Annotated in this window: 13 protein-coding genes and 1 pseudogene; 9 read left to right on the plus strand and 5 right to left on the minus strand. The window is 57.9% G+C overall.

Features of this window, described 5'->3' with window-relative positions; genetic code table 11:
* Positions 1-88 precede the first annotated feature (88 nt).
* The 9 genes and pseudogenes from serC to LU688_RS08260 all read left to right on the plus strand — a co-directional run bounded on the left by serC (position 89) and on the right by LU688_RS08260 (position 10,792).
* On the plus strand, positions 89-1,174 hold the full coding sequence (gene serC / locus LU688_RS08220) for a 3-phosphoserine/phosphohydroxythreonine transaminase (RefSeq protein ID WP_232888239.1): 1,086 nt from the start codon (positions 89-91) through the stop codon (positions 1,172-1,174).
* Positions 1,174-2,268, plus strand: coding sequence for a prephenate dehydratase (pheA, locus tag LU688_RS08225; protein ID WP_094010729.1), 1,095 nt, complete (start codon positions 1,174-1,176; stop codon positions 2,266-2,268). Before serC ends, pheA begins: the two co-directional genes overlap by 1 nt.
* 95 nt (positions 2,269-2,363) lie before the next feature.
* Positions 2,364-4,604 carry a bifunctional prephenate dehydrogenase/3-phosphoshikimate 1-carboxyvinyltransferase gene (locus LU688_RS08230; RefSeq protein ID WP_232888240.1) on the plus strand — a complete coding sequence of 747 codons (2,241 nt, stop codon included), beginning with the start codon at positions 2,364-2,366 and terminating at the stop codon, positions 4,602-4,604.
* Positions 4,601-5,287 (plus strand): (d)CMP kinase, encoded by a 687-nt coding sequence (gene cmk, locus LU688_RS08235; RefSeq protein ID WP_023630826.1) that lies wholly within the window; start codon positions 4,601-4,603, stop codon positions 5,285-5,287. The genes LU688_RS08230 and cmk overlap by 4 nt, the downstream gene beginning before the upstream one ends.
* A gap of 123 nt (positions 5,288-5,410) precedes the next feature.
* Complete coding sequence (rpsA, locus tag LU688_RS08240) at positions 5,411-7,087, plus strand: 30S ribosomal protein S1 (RefSeq protein ID WP_023630827.1); 1,677 nt, start codon at positions 5,411-5,413, stop codon at positions 7,085-7,087.
* A 110-nt stretch (positions 7,088-7,197) separates the two neighbouring features.
* A pseudogene (locus tag LU688_RS08245) lies at positions 7,198-8,415 on the plus strand (IS3 family transposase).
* Positions 8,416-8,731: 316 nt separating this feature from the next.
* Positions 8,732-9,010 carry an integration host factor subunit beta gene (gene ihfB, locus LU688_RS08250; RefSeq protein ID WP_094010727.1) on the plus strand — a complete coding sequence of 93 codons (279 nt, stop codon included), beginning with the start codon at positions 8,732-8,734 and terminating at the stop codon, positions 9,008-9,010.
* A gap of 35 nt (positions 9,011-9,045) precedes the next feature.
* On the plus strand, positions 9,046-9,288 hold the full coding sequence (locus tag LU688_RS08255; protein ID WP_094010726.1) for a lipopolysaccharide assembly protein LapA domain-containing protein: 243 nt from the start codon (positions 9,046-9,048) through the stop codon (positions 9,286-9,288).
* A 526-nt stretch (positions 9,289-9,814) separates the two neighbouring features.
* Entirely contained in the window at positions 9,815-10,792 is a 978-nt protein-coding gene (locus tag LU688_RS08260) for a glycosyltransferase family 2 protein (RefSeq protein WP_201754966.1), read from the plus strand.
* Between the two features lie 52 nt (positions 10,793-10,844).
* Here the strand turns inward: LU688_RS08260 and LU688_RS08265 are convergent, their stop codons facing one another.
* From LU688_RS08265 to LU688_RS08285, 5 genes are read right to left on the minus strand one after another with little or no spacing between them, the layout of a single operon-like run.
* On the minus strand, positions 10,845-12,533 hold the full coding sequence (locus LU688_RS08265) for a right-handed parallel beta-helix repeat-containing protein (RefSeq protein ID WP_094010724.1): 1,689 nt from the start codon (positions 12,531-12,533) through the stop codon (positions 10,845-10,847).
* Positions 12,530-13,759 (minus strand): hypothetical protein, encoded by a 1,230-nt coding sequence (locus tag LU688_RS08270; RefSeq protein ID WP_143067533.1) that lies wholly within the window; start codon positions 13,757-13,759, stop codon positions 12,530-12,532. Before LU688_RS08270 ends, LU688_RS08265 begins: the two co-directional genes overlap by 4 nt.
* Positions 13,714-15,108 carry an ABC transporter ATP-binding protein gene (locus LU688_RS08275; protein WP_094010722.1) on the minus strand — a complete coding sequence of 465 codons (1,395 nt, stop codon included), beginning with the start codon at positions 15,106-15,108 and terminating at the stop codon, positions 13,714-13,716. Before LU688_RS08275 ends, LU688_RS08270 begins: the two co-directional genes overlap by 46 nt.
* Positions 15,105-15,956, minus strand: coding sequence for an ABC transporter permease (locus LU688_RS08280; protein ID WP_094010721.1), 852 nt, complete (start codon positions 15,954-15,956; stop codon positions 15,105-15,107). The genes LU688_RS08275 and LU688_RS08280 overlap by 4 nt, the downstream gene beginning before the upstream one ends.
* The gene (locus tag LU688_RS08285; protein ID WP_094010720.1) at positions 15,953-17,512 is read right to left on the minus strand and encodes a CDP-glycerol glycerophosphotransferase family protein; all 1,560 of its coding nucleotides are present in this window, start codon (positions 17,510-17,512) and stop codon (positions 15,953-15,955) included. Before LU688_RS08285 ends, LU688_RS08280 begins: the two co-directional genes overlap by 4 nt.
* Positions 17,513-17,553: the final 41 nt, after the last annotated feature.

Here is a 17,553-nt window from a genome sequence, read left to right on the forward strand (position 1 = left end):
TGCAAGGCAGCCCCGGTGCCGGCGACACAGTCTTGACTGGTCGGCAGCGAATTACGATTTTGTTCTATTTGGCAGAGCGAGAGTGGATGTGAGCAAACGAGCCTTTAACTTCTGCGCAGGCCCTGCCGCGCTTCCTGATGCCGTGCTGCAGCGCGCCCAGGCCGAGATGCTGGACTGGCGCGGCAAGGGTCTGTCGGTGATGGAAATGAGCCATCGCAGCGACGACTATGTGGCCATCGCCGAAAAGGCCGAGCAGGACCTGCGCGACCTGCTGTCCGTCCCCTCCAACTACAAGGTGCTGTTCCTGCAGGGCGGCGCCAGCCAGCAGTTCGCCGAGATTCCGCTGAACCTGCTGCCAGAAAACGGCACCGCCGACTACGTCGAGACCGGTATCTGGTCGAAGAAGGCCATCGAGGAAGCGCGCCGCTTCGGCACTGTCAACGTTGCTGCCAGCGCCAAGCCCTACGACTACCTGGCCATCCCGGGCCAGAACGAGTGGCAGCTGACCCGCAACGCCGCGTATGTTCACTATGCGTCCAACGAGACCATTGGTGGCCTGCAGTTCGACTGGGTGCCCGAAACCGGTGACGTCCCGCTGGTGGTCGACATGTCCTCGGACATCCTGTCGCGCCCGATCGACGTGTCGCAGTACGGCCTGATTTATGCCGGCGCGCAGAAGAACATCGGCCCGAGCGGCCTGGTGGTGGTAATCGTGCGCGAAGACCTGCTGGGTCGCGCTCGCAGCAGCTGCCCAACCATGCTCGACTACAAGGTGTCGGCCGACAACGGCTCGATGTACAACACTCCGGCCACCTATTCCTGGTACCTCTCGGGCCTGGTGTTCGAGTGGCTCAAGGAGCAGGGTGGCGTCGAGGCAATGGAGCAGCGCAACCGCGCCAAGAAAGAGCGCCTTTACGGCTTCATCGATGCCAGCGAGTTCTACTCCAACCCGATCAGCGTCAACGCCCGCTCGTGGATGAACGTGCCGTTCCGTCTGGCCGACGAACGTCTGGACAAGGCCTTCCTGGCCGGTGCCGATGCCCGTGGCCTGCTCAACCTCAAGGGTCATCGTTCGGTCGGTGGCATGCGTGCCTCGATCTACAACGCCCTGGGCCTGGAGGCTGTCGAGGCGCTGGTGCAGTACATGGGTGAATTCGAGAAGGAGCACGGCTGATGTCCGATCAGGAGCTCAAGGCCCTGCGCGTGCGCATCGACAGCCTCGACGAGAAGATCCTCGAGCTGATCAGCGAACGCGCCCGTTGCGCCCAGGAAGTGGCCAAGGTCAAGACTGCATCGTTGCCGGAAGGCGAGGCACCGGTGTTCTACCGTCCCGAGCGCGAGGCCGCGGTACTCAAGCGCGTCATGCAGCGTAACCAGGGACCGCTGGATAACGAAGAGATGGCGCGGCTGTTCCGCGAGATCATGTCTTCCTGCCTGGCGCTCGAAGAGCCGCTGAAAGTGGCCTACCTCGGTCCTGAGGGGACCTTCACCCAGGCGGCGGCCATGAAGCACTTCGGTCATGCCGTGGTGAGCCGCCCGATGGCGGCCATCGACGAGGTGTTCCGCGAGGTGGCGGCCGGTGCGGTCAATTTTGGCGTGGTGCCGGTGGAGAACTCCACCGAGGGCGCCGTCAGCCACACGCTGGACAGCTTCCTCGAGCATGACATGGTGATCTGCGGCGAGGTCGAGCTGCGTATCCACCATCACCTGCTGGTGGGCGAGAACACCAAGACCGACAGCATCACCCGCATCTACTCCCACGCCCAGTCGCTGGCCCAGTGCCGCAAGTGGCTGGACGCCCACTACCCGAACGTCGAGCGCGTGGCTGTGTCGAGCAACGCCGAGGCGGCCAAGCGGGTCAAGGGCGAGTGGAACTCGGCGGCGATTGCCGGTGACATGGCGGCCAACTTGTATGGTTTGACCCGTCTGGCCGAAAAGATCGAGGACCGCCCGGACAACTCCACGCGTTTCCTCATGATCGGTAACCAGGAAGTGCCGCCGACCGGCGATGACAAGACTTCGATCATCGTCTCCATGAGCAACAAACCGGGTGCTCTGCATGAGCTGCTGGTGCCGTTCCACGAAAACGGCATCGACCTGACGCGCATCGAGACCCGTCCGTCGCGCAGCGGCAAGTGGACCTACGTGTTCTTCATCGACTTTGTCGGCCATCACCGTGATCCGCTGATCAAGGCGGTGCTGGAGCAGATCAGCCAGGAGGCTGTGGCGCTGAAGGTGTTGGGCTCTTATCCGAAAGCGGTGCTCTGACGTATGTTTCAAGGTTCATCGCGGGTCTCGTGGGAGTGGGCTTGTCCCGCGATGGACTTACAGGCTGTCTTGATTTCTGAACAGGGTTTGCACTCGTGGTTGATGCTGTAACAAACAAATCCGCACCGGTTGTCGGTCGCCTGGTCGTGGTCGGCCTCGGTCTGATCGGAGGCTCCTTCGCCAAGGGCCTGCGCGAAAGTGGCCTGTGCCGCGAAGTGGTCGGCGTCGACCTCGACGCCGAGTCGCGCAAACAAGCCGTGGCGCTGGGCGTGGTCGATCGCTGCGAGGCAGACCTTGCGGCCGCTTGTGTTGGCGCCGACGTCATCCAGTTGGCTGTGCCGATCCTGGCGATGGAGAAAGTCCTGGCTCGCCTGGCCCAGCTCGACCTGGGTAATGCGGTGATCACCGACGTGGGCAGTGCCAAGGGCAATGTGGTGCGTGCCGCGCGCGAGGCGTTTGCCGAGCGCCTGCCGCGATTCGTGCCGGGGCACCCGATCGCCGGGTCCGAGCAGAGTGGGGTGGAGGCCTCCAATGCGGCGTTGTTCCGTCGGCACAAGGTGATCCTCACTCCGCTGGCGGAAACCGAGCCGGGCGCGCTCGCCCTGGTTGATCGCCTCTGGCGAGCGCTGGATGCCGATGTCGAGCACATGTCGGTGGAGCGCCATGACGAAGTGCTGGCCGCCACCAGCCACCTGCCGCACCTGCTGGCCTTCGGCCTGGTCGACTCGCTGGCCAAGCGCAATGAAAACCTGGAGATCTTCCGGTACGCTGCGGGAGGCTTCCGCGATTTCACGAGAATCGCCGGCAGCGACCCAATCATGTGGCATGACATCTTCCTCGCCAACCGCGAGGCGGTCCTGCGCACTCTCGATACATTTCGCAGCGACCTCGACGCTCTGCGCGACGCGGTCGATGCTGGGGACGGGCACCAACTGCTGGGCGTGTTCACCCGCGCCCGGGTTGCCCGCGAGCATTTCAGTAAAATCCTTGCCCGTCGGGCCTATGTGGACGCTATGAACGCCAACGATCTGATTTTCCTGGCCCAACCGGGTGGCCGCGTGTCCGGACGGATCCGCGTACCTGGCGACAAATCGATTTCCCACCGCTCGATCATGCTCGGCTCGCTGGCCGAGGGCACGACCGAGGTCGAAGGTTTCCTCGAGGGTGAAGACGCCCTGGCGACCTTGCAGGCCTTCCGCGACATGGGCGTGGTCATCGAAGGGCCGCACCATGGTCGCGTGACCATTCACGGTGTTGGCCTGCATGGCCTGAAGCCGCCGCCCGGCCCGCTGTACGTGGGTAACTCCGGCACCTCGATGCGCCTGCTGTCCGGCCTGCTGGCAGCGCAGTCGTTCGACACCACCATGACCGGCGACGCCTCGCTGTCCAAGCGCCCGATGAATCGCGTGGCCAATCCGCTGCGTGAAATGGGTGCTGTGGTCGAGACCGGCCCTGAAGGTCGTCCGCCGTTGACCATCCGCGGTGGGCACAAGCTCAAGGCGCTGAACTACACGCTGCCGATGGCCAGTGCCCAGGTCAAGTCCTGCCTGCTGCTGGCCGGCCTGTACGCCGAAGGCACCACCACCGTCACCGAGCCTGCGCCTACCCGTGACCACACCGAGCGCATGCTGCGCGGCTTCGGCTACGCGGTCGAGTCGAACGGTCCAGTGGCCTCCCTGCAGTCCGGTGGCAAACTCAAGGCCACCCGCATCGAAGTGCCGGCGGATATTTCCTCCTCGGCGTTCTTTCTGGTGGCGGCGTCCATCGCCGAGGGTTCCGAACTGGTCCTGGAACACGTTGGCATCAACCCGACCCGCACCGGCGTTATCGACATCCTGCGCCTGATGGGCGGCGACATCACCTTGGAAAACCAGCGTGAAGTCGGCGGCGAGCCGGTGGCCGACCTGCGCGTGCGTGGCGCCAAGCTCAAGGGCATCGACATCCCGCAAGAGCTGGTGCCGCTGGCCATCGACGAGTTCCCGGTGCTGTTCGTCGCTGCCGCCTGCGCCGAAGGGCGTACCGTGCTGCGTGGCGCCGAAGAGCTGCGGGTCAAGGAGTCGGACCGCATCCAGGTGATGGCTGACGGCCTGATCGCCCTGGGCGTGAAGTGTGAGCCGACCCCGGACGGCATCATCATCGATGGCGGCCAGATCGGCGGCGGCGAAGTGCACGGCCACGGCGACCATCGCATCGCCATGGCCTTCAGCATCGCCTCGCTGCGCGCCAGCGCGCCGCTCGTGATCCATGACTGCGCCAACGTCGCCACGTCGTTCCCCAACTTCCTGGCGCTGTGCAAGGAAGTCGGCATCCGCGTCGCCGAAGAGGGCAAGTCGTGAATTTGCAAGCACCGGTCATCACCATCGACGGGCCGAGCGGCTCGGGCAAGGGTACCGTGGCGGGCCTGCTGGCCCGCGAGCTGGGCTGGCGCCTGCTCGATTCCGGTGCCCTGTACCGCCTGCTGGCGTTCAACGCCACTAACCATGGCGTCGACCTGACCAACGAAGAGCTGCTCAAGGCGCTGGCCGCGCATCTGGACGTGCAGTTCGTTGCGGCGGAGCCGGGCAAGCTGCAGCAGATCATTCTCGAGGGTGAGGATGTCAGCAATGCCATTCGCACCGAGACAGTCGGTGCCGGGGCCTCGATGGTCGCCTCGCTGCCGGCGGTGCGCGAGGCGCTGCTGCAGCGCCAGCGTGCTTTCCGTGAAGCCCCCGGGCTGATTGCCGACGGTCGCGACATGGGCACTGTGGTATTCCCGGACGCGCCGTTGAAGGTGTTCCTTACCGCCAGTGCCGAGGAGCGTGCCCGTCGCCGTTACCTGCAGTTGAAGGGCAAGGGCGAAGATGTTAGTCTGTCGAGTCTGCTAGATGAGATCCGTGCGCGTGATGAGCGCGACACCCAGCGTGCAGTGGCCCCGCTCAAGCCGGCGGCCGATGCAATCCAGCTGGATTCCACGGAGTTGTCCATCGAGCAGGTGCTGCAACGCATCAGAAGCGAGCTCGCCCTGCGCGACCTGGCCTGATGGAGAGGAGGGCCGGCAGGGGCACCAGTCAACGTCCTGCCAGCGCTCCTTAACTTAACGAAACCCACATTGTCTGGAATGTGGCTATGGGCGTCTTTTTCGCCCGAATCTACAGGAATTAAAATGAGCGAAAGCTTTGCAGAACTCTTTGAAGAAAGCCTGAAAACCCTCAATCTTCAGCCGGGTGCAATCATCACCGGTATCGTTGTCGACATCGACGGCGACTGGGTTACCGTACACGCTGGCCTGAAGTCCGAGGGTGTCATCCCGCTCGAGCAGTTCTACAACGAAACCGGCGAACTGACCATCAAGGTCGGTGACGAAGTTCACGTTGCGCTGGACGCGGTCGAAGACGGCTTCGGCGAAACCAAGCTGTCCCGTGAAAAAGCCAAGCGCGCCGAGTGCTGGATTGTTCTGGAAGCTGCTTTCGCTGCCGAAGAAGTGGTCAAGGGCGTTATCAACGGTAAGGTTAAAGGCGGCTTCACTGTCGACGTTAACGGCATCCGTGCGTTCCTGCCGGGCTCCCTGGTTGATGTCCGCCCAGTGCGCGACACCACCCACCTCGAAGGCAAAGAGCTGGAATTCAAGGTCATCAAGCTGGACCAGAAGCGCAACAACGTTGTCGTTTCCCGTCGCAGCGTCCTGGAGGCCGAAAACAGCGCCGAGCGCGAAGCTCTGCTGGAATCGCTGCAGGAAGGCCAGCAGGTCAAAGGTATCGTCAAGAACCTCACCGACTACGGTGCGTTCGTTGACCTGGGCGGCGTCGATGGTCTGCTGCACATCACCGACATGGCCTGGAAGCGTATCAAGCACCCGTCCGAGATCGTCAACGTTGGTGACGAGATCGACGTCAAGGTCCTGAAGTACGATCGTGAGCGCAACCGCGTTTCGCTGGGCCTGAAGCAACTGGGCGAAGACCCATGGGTTGCTATCAAAGCCCGTTACCCAGAGAGCACCCGCGTGACTGCTCGCGTTACCAACCTGACCGACTACGGCTGCTTCGCTGAGCTGGAAGAAGGCGTTGAAGGTCTGGTACACGTTTCCGAAATGGACTGGACCAACAAGAACATCCACCCGTCGAAAGTCGTTCAGGTTGGCGACGAAGTGGAAGTCATGGTTCTGGACATCGACGAAGAGCGTCGTCGTATCTCCCTGGGCATCAAGCAGTGCAAGTCCAACCCATGGGAAGACTTCTCCGGCCAGTTCAACAAGGGTGACAAGATCACCGGTACCATTAAGTCGATCACCGACTTCGGTATCTTCATCGGCCTGGACGGCGGCATCGACGGTCTGGTTCACCTGTCCGACATCTCCTGGAACGAAGCCGGCGAAGAAGCCGTGCGTCGCTTCAAGAAGGGCGACGAGCTGGAAACCGTCATCCTGTCGGTTGACCCAGAGCGCGAGCGCATCTCCCTGGGCATCAAGCAGCTGGAAGACGATCCGTTCTCCAACTTCGTTTCGATCAACGACAAGGGCGCTATCGTCAAAGGTATCGTCAAGGAAGTTGATGCCAAGGGCGCTATCGTGACCCTGGCCGACGACATCGAAGCTACTCTGAAAGCTTCCGAAATCAGCCGTGACCGCGTTGAAGACGCTCGTAACGTGCTGAAGGAAGGCGAAGAGATCGAAGCCAAGATCATCAGCGTCGACCGCAAGTCCCGCGTCATCAGCCTGTCCATCAAGTCGAAGGACGATGCTGAAGAGCGCGAAGCCATCCAGAGCCTGAAAAACGCTCCGGAAGCGGCTGCCGACACCACCATGGCCGCGCTGCTGCGCGAAGCTATGGCCAAGCAGAACTGAGTTCTGTTTGATCGGTAAAAAGGGCGACCCTCGGGTCGCCCTTTTTTGTGCCTGTGTGTCCCGTCCTGAATAAGGTTTACACCTCCCATCCCGAATTTCCGGAGAGTCAGATGGATCAAGGTGTAAAGCGCACACAGCGTGATTACTCGCTGTCTTCTAAATTGGCAGTAGTCGATCAGATCGAAAAAGGCGAGCTGACCTGCACCCAGGCCCGGGAGCGGTACGGCATCCAAGGAAAATCTACGGTTCTGGTATGGTTGCTTAAGCACGGTCGGCAGGATTGGAGCCAGGGGCCTCGATCCGCGACGAGAGGAGCTGCGCGATGTCTGACCCCAAAACGCTCACTCCAGAGCAGCGAATCAAAGAACTTGAGCAGCAGCTTGAGCTGATGAGCCAGAAGGCTCAGTTCTTTGAGACGGTCGTTGATGTTCTAAAAAATGAATACGGTGTATCGGTCGTAAAGAAGCGATCCGGCAAGTCCTCACGCAAGGTCAAGTTGCAGGACTGAGCATTGCCAGGGCTTGTCAGTTTCTAGGCATCAGTCGACAGGCTTACTACAAGCGCAACCAGGCCGCTGATGACAAAAAGCGCCAGACGGATCGAGTGATTGAGTTCGTACAGCAAATCCGGATGCGTCAGTCTCGTCTGGGGACACGCAGCTGCACTATTTGCTGCATTGCCAACCTGACAGACGAGTCCAGGTGGGCCGAGACAGGCTTTTCCAGGTCTTGGGTGAGCGCCGCTTGCTAGTACTGTCTAAGCGGGCGTATCACAAGACAACACAGAGCTTTCATCGCTTTTACCGTCATCCCAGCTTACTTAAGCCCGGTCCAAGCCAAGTCGTACCGACAAGGCCAGAGCACGTCTGGGTGGCCGACATTACTTATCTGCCCGCACGTAACGGCCCGCTGTATCTGAGCCTGGTAACGGATGCGTACGCTAGGAAAATCGTTGGCCACCACGTCCATGAAAGCCTGCATGCCGAGTCGGTGGCGCAAGCTTTCAAGCAGGCATTACGGAAGCGACGTCATCGCCAGCCATTAGTCCACCATTCGGATCGAGACATCCAATACTGCTCGGCGCTATACCAGTCACTGCATCAACGGCACGGCGTTCAGTGCTCCATGACCGATGGGTATGACTGCTACCAGAACGCGCTGGCCGAGCGAATCAACGGAATCCTCAAGACGGAGCTGCTGTCGAGGAGCCCTGAAGATCGTGAGCAGGCGAGGAAGATGGTTGATGAGGCAGTGCAGATCTACAACACAGAACGGCCCCATATGGCCCTGAAAAACAAAACGCCCGATGCGGTGCATCGGGCGTTTTGAGGCCTGTCGGCCTACCTGAACGGGTGTAAACCTATTTCAGGACTAGACAGTGATTTGCCTGGAGGAGCCAAAATAGCTTGTTCCTACAGGGTTTGTAGATATTTCTGTGCTCGTGGGCGATGTGTGGGCCGTAGGCTTTACCACTCGCCTGTAAAGTTGCGTCGCAGTGCGCTCGCGTTCGTGTGGGGGGATAGCCCGTGCTGCGCCTTATCTTGAATTTTTTTGTTTAGTCAAGAACCACCCTGTTCAAATCCGCCGGAGCGTGCTACAAACTGATTAAGCAATGATCTAGCTGCTTGATAACGAAGGGAAAAATATGACGAAGTCGGAGCTGATCGAACGTATTGTCACCCATCAGGGGCTGCTCTCGTCCAAGGACGTCGAGCTGGCCATCAAGACCATGCTTGAGCAGATGTCGCAGTGCCTGGCGACCGGGGATCGTATCGAGATCCGTGGCTTTGGCAGCTTTTCCCTGCACTATCGCGCGCCCCGTGTAGGCCGCAATCCCAAGACCGGTCAGTCGGTCAGCCTGGACGGCAAGTTCGTTCCTCATTTCAAGCCCGGTAAGGAGTTGCGGGACAGGGTCAACGAATAAGACCATGTCCAGCACTAATCGATAGAGAAAACGCAATGCGAAGTCTACGGCGCGCCTTATTGGCCTTCTTCATCCTAGCCCTCATAGTGCTGGTATTGTTCTTCTTCCTGGAGAACCAGCAAGCGGTATCCTTGATTCTGTTCGGTTGGACCTCGCCCTCGGTTCCCGTTGCTCTGCTGATTTTAATAGCGTTGTTCGTGGGTCTGCTGGTTGGGCCGGTGTTGAGCGCAATCGTCAGGCTGCGCAATAGGGCACCCGGTCGAGACTCTCTCCGCTGAGCGACTTGCTGGCCCCATCGACTGCCCTTGCCGAACCCGGTTGATCGAAGCTCCCTGCACCGGGTGGTTGATCTCCTTACCGTCGTCACGATCATTTTTGGTGCATCATCTTAGTTCGAATCCCGGCAGGACTGTGAAGGCATCATTGAGGCACGTAGGCGGCCCTCGTTGCCGTATCCCGTGCCCTTCCATCCTGCTAAAGGTGCATCGTCTCGCCGACGCAGGCACTTATTGAGTGTGCTAGGGTCAGAAGTTAGTAGGCGGGTGCGTCCACCCGATGATCCGGTAGATGAGGCGCGCTCTCTAATGGCGAAAAGGATTTATGGGATTATTTTCGAATACAGTTGAATAAGAGGCTTTCTCAAATTCGACATGGATAAGTGCCACTATATTGCCTTGATTTTAATTGCCATTGAGTCTCTGCGAAATTTAAAAGAAATGCTAAAATGGAATTTTAGTATATACAATAGCTGGTTTGTCTCGCATTTTTGACGTGTGAGGTGGCGAATGAGGAGGACAACCTATCTTGAACAGCTATTCGAAAATTACAACCGTGAAATTTGTTAATAGCAATCAGCAGCAAGCAGGTAGCGTTGCAGTGCTTTTATGCAGTTATAACGGTGAACGCTACCTGAAGGAGCAGCTGGACTCAATTTTCTCGCAGAGTCATGGAAATTTCCGAGTATATGTTTCCGATGACGGTTCTAAAGATTCTACGCAAGAGTTGCTCGATAAATATGGCGACGAATTTCGCTCCCGCCGCGTTGATCGCTTCGCTGGTCCGGGCCAAGGCTTTGCACAGAATTTTCTGTCGATTAGTTGTCGAGATGATATAAAGGCTGACTACTATGCCTGGTGCGATCAGGATGATATCTGGCACCCGGAGAAGCTCGCCCGGGCCGTTACCAGGTTGTCTTCAGTCCCAGAAGGTGTGCCCGCACTGTACTGTGCAAGGACCGAGTTGGTGGACCAGGATGGAAAACATCTAGGCTTCTCTCCCGTTTACTCACGGTCTGCCTGCTTCAGAAATGCACTCGTTCAAAATATTGCCGGTGGAAATACCATGGTGTTTAACGACGCATTGATGAAGTTGCTGCGCGAAGCTGGTAATAACGCAACGATCGTTTCCCATGACTGGTGGGCCTATATGATAGTTACCGGCTGCGGTGGCGTGGTATTATATGATTCAGAACCTTCTGTGCTGTATCGGCAGCATGGGCAGAATTGTGTTGGTTCCAATTCAGGGGTTTTACCCAACCTGAAACGGGTACGACAGTTGCTGAAGGGACGCTTTAAGTCCTGGATGGATTTGAATATCGAAGCTATGAAACTTGTCAGTCACAACTTTACTCCAGAAAATCAGAGTATTCTTAGGCAATTTGCCGAGGCGCGACGTGCTTCGGTTTTTTTTCGTTTATTGAAACTCAAGCAGTCGGGTGTCTACAGGCAGACTTTCATTGGTAATGCCGGTTTGTTCTTGGCAGCTCTGTTGGGGCGGGTCTGAATGACGGCGGGAACGAAGGGGTAAGGCATCCTGCCTAATCCCTCTCGTATTGTCAGAACATGAAGTCTTCGGTCGCGAGGTCCTTCATCTTGTAGTTCTTCAAGGTGATGGACTCATTGTCATTCAGCTGAATGACGGTATCCCTACCTGCTTGCCGGGTTACGCTCATCACTTCTTCGAAGTTGAAGAAGCGTCCGGCAATATCGAGCTTGTCCTTGTCGCTATTGATGCCCGCGAAGTCGTGAATCGTGTCATTTCCGACCTCGGTTTGCGCCCAGAATACGAATATATCGCTGCCAGGGCCGCCCCAGAGATCATCATCACCTGCTCCTCCATCCAACACATCATTGCCTGCATCACCAAATAGCTGGTCGTTGCCGGCGTCGCCGAACAGATAGTCATTGCCGTCTTTTCCTTTCAGGACGTCATTTCCTTCCCCGCCCGCGAGCAAGTTGTCCTGGTCATTGCCGATCAGAATGTCATCGTAGGGAGTTCCTTGTGCCCCTTGAATCCCGATCAGCTCATCGTTACCGCAGCAGCCGCTGGCTTTCCCTTGGGAAAGGTCCACCCGGACGCCTTCAGCTGTGCCGGTCTCGAAGTCTGGATGCCAGTAGTCGACCATGTTGGCCAGACCCCTGGCTTCGATTCGATCATCATTTTTGCTGGGGTTGGCCACAGCGAGGAAGTACGGTTTCGACAAGCGATGCAGAGGTGCCAGGTAGGTAGATTTCGGTGGCTCGACTAATTCGATCTGGCCCGGGGTGGCACGACCGAAGAGCAAGGTACTGCGCGATTGGTCGGATGTGTTTCCCCCAAGGTCCTGGACGCGCTCGAATTTTTCGTTGGCAGGGAGGTAGTACGGGATGAACGCATGAGTCACGTGATTATTGGCGAAAGCACCTGCTTCACTGCGCTTGAAGGTGATGCCGATCCTGTAGTTCATCACGAAATTGTTTTTTACAACGATTCCGTCCACCCCGTCTCCGCCAACCCAGATTCCGTAGGTTGAGCGTGAGCGCGTCTCCCAGGCCTGGAGGCCGGGCTCCAGTTCCGCTTCACGATTGTAGATGGCATTGCCTTCGATAATGCTGTCCTCGTTGAAGTGGGTGAGGGAGATGCCGACCCCTTCGCCAATATCCCTGGTACCGCTGCCCCTGACTTCCTCGACTATGTTATTCCGGATCTTTATATTCGGTCCGTAGGCTTCGATACCGATGCTGTAGGCATTGGGGATGAGCGTGGTGCCGCCAATGTCGGCAACCTGGTTGTCTGCAACAACCGAGTTGTTCCCTTCTACGCGAATGCCTCTGAAGGTGCTTCCGCGGACCCTCATCTGTTCGATTCGGTGTCTGCCACTGTTCAGATCGCCCGACGACTGCAGGCTGTCGACCAGAGCGGAAACATAGATACCGTAAGTGAAGCCGTTGATCGAGCCATTTCTGACGGTGATGTGGTTATTTCCAAACGAGTAGATGCCCAGTGTCTCCACTTTGTCATCGGCCGGGCCAGTGATGCTGTATCCCGCGAGATCGATCTCGACGTCGTCACTCAGGATTTGAATCGCATTCCCAGTTGCGCTGAGGGATTTGCTGAGTTTGTAAGTGCCTGGTTTGGTGATATCGATCGGAAGGGTGTCGATCTGATAAGCCGGCGCCGCTTGCGTAGCGGTCGACAACAAGGCTGTCAGGGTCGTGGCAAAAAAAGCAACGAGCGGATATCTGGTTCGGTCTTTAGTGATCATGTACTTAAGGTTTGAGGACGGACAGTTTTGGCATGGATCAGGATTTTATTGTTGGCTGCGAGCATATAGTTCTGTTGTGTTGGGTAAAACAGCTTACAGATATGTTTCTGTTTCAAAGCATGGATTACCTTGCTTTCCGGCATCAGACTGAACAGCGCCGATGCCGAAGATACAGACAGAACCAGCGTGTGCGTGCTGATTTCCGTGAATAACTCGATGGGAAGGTCTTCTAGGTGTTGGGGAAATACCTCGACTTGGAAGTTATCTAGGCTGCGGAGAAGGCTCGTCATGAAACACTGGGTGGTCCCGGGGTGTTTCTTTATGAGTATGCGCGCTCCGGGTGTGATGTTTTCATTGCAGATTCGCTGATAGAGCAAGACTTCGTTGCGCTGGCTCATAAGGCGGCTTTTGGAAAAGTTGCTCAATAACAGCACCGTGGAGGGCCTGCGCTGTTTTGCCAGCACGACGTGTTCGAAGTCGGCTATCGCTGGAAGGACCTCTCTCAGCTGGGTAATGTGCTGTATGAGGAGATCAGGGGGAATCGGTGTCAGCTCTGGTAACGCTTGATCTTTCTCGCGCTCGTTGAAATCAACGGCTGCATAGGCGTGAGTCGCACTGTACCAATCATGAACCTGGCTCATGCGGCTCTGCCACAACATGTTTTTCAGGCTGGACAGGCTGAGCGTCAAGGATTGTCGGGGCGGGCGCAGGCCTGGATAAAGGAATCCGGGCGCATCGCCGTAGCAGATGTTCCGTGTCTCTTGCAGCGCCTGCATGAATGCCTGCGCGGTATGGTCCGCGCTGGCATCGTGTGCATAGAAAAAGTCTGGATGGGCAATCCTGATCGAGCCAAGCCGCTGCCTGAGCCACAGGCTGCGCTGCATGATCCTGCGGTAGGGAGACAGCGGCCCCTTGCGCTCTTTCAGCGAGAAGAACAACAGTTCGGCGAATGGGTACGCGCGAATGATTGATTCGAACAGTGCCCGGGTCGTAGAGTTCTGCTGGTGGTGGGCCGTCTGGTAGGACCAGACGGCCACTATTACACGGCCGGTCGTGGAAAAACCGTTTAGCTTTCGGTCAAGTTCCACTGCACACATAGCATGCACGAGCTGGTGCGCGAATGATACAAGGACCAGGGCTTCCTGGTCCGTCACGATCGCTGGAGATGCCCCGTCGGGATTCATGGCAGAGACGAGCGCTGCGGCGCTGGCGTTTGAACGTCCCATTGCAGTTCGGGGCGCAGCAGGCAGCCAGGCCAGGCGTTTGGCCAGTTGCCTCGAACGCCAGAAGGGTGGCTATCGTCGGAGACTGTGAAGCTCAGAATGGAAGGCTGCAGTATCCGATGATCGACTTCTGCACCCGGCCACAGTTCGACGTCGATCTTGAAGTCTCCCGCGTTCAACAAGGGAGCGGCGATCCGGCAACGTTCGACATATCGACCTGGCCGGCGCTTGCCACAGTCGATCCTGGAATTGTCCATCGACACTAGCAGGTAGTGTCCTGCCAGGTCCTTGAGATGGATATGAACATTGATCGGCCATTTCTCTTCTTTGACCGAGAATACCACTTCGACAATGATGTCTTCCTTGACGTCGAACTCATTGCGGACTGTTCCCTGTTCATCGACTAGACGCACGGCATTCAATGTCACGCAATCGTCGAATACAGGTGCATCGTTGGCAGGCCATACGATCTCTTGCTGCAGGCGGATGCCGGAGCGAATGTAGGAGCGTGTGATGTCAGATACGCTTGCGGAGTGCACTGCGGTTTGCTGTGGCTGGGTGATCCGGCTGTCTTCGATAATCCTGCCGTGCGACATGTGCACTGCGCGGTTGCAGATGCGGTTCACGGCGTCCATGTCATGACTGACGAACAGCAGCGTTCGCCCCTCGTCGGCCACCTGCAGCATCTTGTCGGCGCAACGTCGTTGAAAGGCGGCATCCCCTACTGCCAGGACTTCGTCAACGATCAGGATTTCGGACTCGAGATGCGCTGCCACAGAAAACGCCAGACGCACGTACATGCCTGATGAATAGCGTTTAACCGGGGTGTCGATCAGTTCGCCCAGCTCTGAGAACTCGATGATTTCTTCGAGGCGACGGCTGATTTCCTTGGGCTTCATGCCCATGATCGAGCCATTCAGGAAAATGTTCTCCCGCCCGGAAAGGTCCCCGTGGAAGCCCGTGCCAATCTCGAGAAGGCTGACTAGCCGACCCTTGAATCGGAACAGTCCCGACGAGGGGGAGGTAATCCGTGAAAGGATTTTCAGAAGCGTGCTCTTGCCGCAACCGTTCGGGCCTATGATTCCAACGCGGTCACCTTGTTCGACCTCGAGGTTGATATCCCTCAAGGACCAGAAATGGTTGTCCGGCGCATCCTGTGTCTGCAGTTCGTCGAGAATCGTGTGGTGGTTGGTCGTCGGTGTCGGCAGTGCTGACTGAGTCTTGCGCAGGGGGCGCGCCAGCCGGCCGAGCATCCAGCGGATTTGCTCATTGACCATTTCAGCGGCGGTGACATTGGATTTTCCAATCTTGTAGAGCTTGGAAAGTTCTTCGCAACGAATCGCCCAGCTCATAGGGTGTCCACCACGTTCTTGTCAAAATGCTGGAAAATCAGGACGCCGGCGGTGAAGCACACCACGGCAATGGTGATCAGCGTGAAGAGGGTGCTGCTCGACGGCCAGTGTCCGTGCATGGCGTCTCGATAGCTGGAAATGACCAGCGACAGGGGATTGACGGAGTACCACGGCTTGGCCCACGGCGGGACTGCCGAAACTGGGTAGATGGCTGGCGTCGAGTAATAGAACAATTGCAAGGCCAGGGGTACCAGATGCTTGACGTCACGGTACTTCGCGTTAAGGGGGGCTAGAATCAAGCCTACCCCCAAGCCTGTCATCAGTGTGCAGAGCAACAGCAATGGCATGATCAACAGCAGCTGTGGCGTCCAGACATTGTAGGCGATGGCGAACGGGGTGATGAGCAGGGTATAGGCGATCAGGAAGTCCACCGCCGCGCCGACAGCGTAGGAGCCACCGATCAGCAGCCGCGGGAAGTAAACCTTGCTGATCAGGCCTGCGTTGCCTTCGATCATCTGGACCGAGGGGTTCAGCACGTTCATGAAGGCGTACCAGGGGATCACCGCCACCAGGTAGAACATGATGGTGGGCAAGCCATCGGTGGGGACCTTCACCATGACACCGAAGACGATGACGAATACGCCTACGGTGATCAGCGGTGTCAGTATGACCCAGCCCAGGCCGAAGATTGTCTGAGTGTAGCGTCCCTTGAGATCGCGCTTGCAGAACACCCAGAGCAGTAGGCGAAATTCCCAGAGATTCTTGAGCAGGCCGAGCAGATTGAACTGGCTGTTATTACTGACCACCGTCTCCTTGAGCGGGATCCGGTTTTTTCCTGATTTACTCATGGGCGGTTGTCTTGGGTCGATGGGGTGAGGGGCGTGGAGGAGGGGGCCAGTTCGCCGATCAGGGTAATGATACGCTTCATCGAGTCACCATCCTGAAGTCCCCATTCCTTGGCGCAAGCCTGCTGCTGGGCGCGGGCAGCCTGGTAGGCTTCCTTGTTGTCTGTCATGGACTCGATCGCCTGCACGAACGCGCTGTAGCGGTTGGTCGTGATCAGGCCGCCAGCGCTGTCGAAGTCGGTGTAACCGTAATCGTAACAGTCGTAGTTGATGGCCGGGATGCCGCAGGCGGTGGCCCACCTCAGTGTCGAGGACACGCAGGCGACGAAGAGGTCGCAGGCCGGGACAAGTTCTAGGGTGTCGATATCGGTCACGCGATGATGGAGGCGGTGAGGACGCAGAACTTCCATCAGTAGCTCCGGGTCGGTGACCGGGTGAGGGCGAATGATGACGTTGAAGTCCGTGAAGCGGTGCACGACGGCAAGTGCCTTGGCCCAAGCGTTGCAAAGTGCCTTGTAGTTGGGGAACTCCATGGGCAGATTGCGCGAACCGTACTGGTCCGTCGGCCAAGCGCACACCAGCAAGGGCTTGTTGTTGTCCAGGCGCAGTCGACGGAGCACTTTGTCGCGAGCTGTTTCGGAGTGGCGTGCATTGTAGAGAATGTCGTCGTACGCGGCGCCGGTCAGGCTAAGTTGCGATGCGGGGAACTGCATGCGTTGGTAGTAGCGCAGCATTTCCGGGCTTTCAACCGCGATTCGGGTGACCTTGCTGTTGTTCGGGATCCACGGGTGTTCCGGGGCCAGGCCGCATGCCTCGAGCAAAATGATCTTGTCGCCAGGGAGGCGCAGCAGCTTCTTGTCGGCGTAGTAGTTCACCCAGTGCGGGAACAGCTTTGCCGCCGTTCGGTTGAGTAGGTTCTGGTCGCTGTCGTAGGCCGGCTTGTCGGAGAGGCTTTCGACCATTTCCTTGGTGGTGCCGACGGCAAAGGGGATGATCAATGTCGGTACTTTGTCGTTGTTGCACATGCGAGTGAGCAACGAATTGATCGATCCGGGGAATTCCTGGCCGAACACGACCAGCGAGGGGCGGATCTTGTTGTAGACATTGCGCGCGTAGTTGAACGGCTGAAACAGATTGGAGCGGCGCTCCTTGCGAGCATTCGCTGCCGCATTGAGCTTGGAGCTCAGTCTGATGATCGGGCTGCTGATTGAAGACAGGATGAGTGCGCTCCACATCGCCAGCTTGCTGATGCGTGGTCGTGTGGCATTTTTCAGTGAGTGAGGCGCGTAACCGTTGTCGAGGTCCTGGGAGATGCTGGCGTATTGCCTGGAGAGGTGCGAGCGGCGCAGCGAGCGTCCAGGGAAAAAATCATTGAAGCCGTTGAGGCGACAGAAGGCGCGATCCTGTCTGAGGTTCACATAGGATGCGCTGGCAAACAGAAAGTTGATCGAATATCCCGCCTGTTTTGCTGCGAGTGCGACACGGCGGAGCTCAACGAACTCACCTGCTTCGTTTATAACGAAGAGAATGCTTTTGCCCGACGGGCTGCCAGCTGTCATGCCTGACCTCTATATTGCATATTCATTGCTCCATCGAGAGT

This window comes from Pseudomonas soli (genome assembly GCF_021283165.2).
Classification (GTDB): Bacteria; Pseudomonadota; Gammaproteobacteria; order Pseudomonadales; family Pseudomonadaceae; genus Aquipseudomonas; species Aquipseudomonas soli.

What these genes read in the sequence shown, in the direction of transcription:
- LU688_RS08255 (WP_094010726.1), top strand. Translation starts at nt 9,046, where the DNA reads ATGCGAAGTCTACGGCGCGCCTTATTGGCCTTCTTCATCCTAGCCCTC.
- rpsA (WP_023630827.1), top strand. Translation starts at nt 5,411, where the DNA reads ATGAGCGAAAGCTTTGCAGAACTCTTTGAAGAAAGCCTGAAAACCCTC.
- LU688_RS08265 (WP_094010724.1), bottom strand. Translation starts at nt 12,533, where the DNA reads ATGATCACTAAAGACCGAACCAGATATCCGCTCGTTGCTTTTTTTGCC.
- pheA (WP_094010729.1), top strand. Translation starts at nt 1,174, where the DNA reads ATGTCCGATCAGGAGCTCAAGGCCCTGCGCGTGCGCATCGACAGCCTC.
- ihfB (WP_094010727.1), top strand. Translation starts at nt 8,732, where the DNA reads ATGACGAAGTCGGAGCTGATCGAACGTATTGTCACCCATCAGGGGCTG.
- LU688_RS08285 (WP_094010720.1), bottom strand. Translation starts at nt 17,512, where the DNA reads ATGACAGCTGGCAGCCCGTCGGGCAAAAGCATTCTCTTCGTTATAAAC.
- LU688_RS08275 (WP_094010722.1), bottom strand. Translation starts at nt 15,108, where the DNA reads ATGAGCTGGGCGATTCGTTGCGAAGAACTTTCCAAGCTCTACAAGATT.
- LU688_RS08280 (WP_094010721.1), bottom strand. Translation starts at nt 15,956, where the DNA reads ATGAGTAAATCAGGAAAAAACCGGATCCCGCTCAAGGAGACGGTGGTC.
- LU688_RS08270 (WP_143067533.1), bottom strand. Translation starts at nt 13,759, where the DNA reads ATGGGACGTTCAAACGCCAGCGCCGCAGCGCTCGTCTCTGCCATGAAT.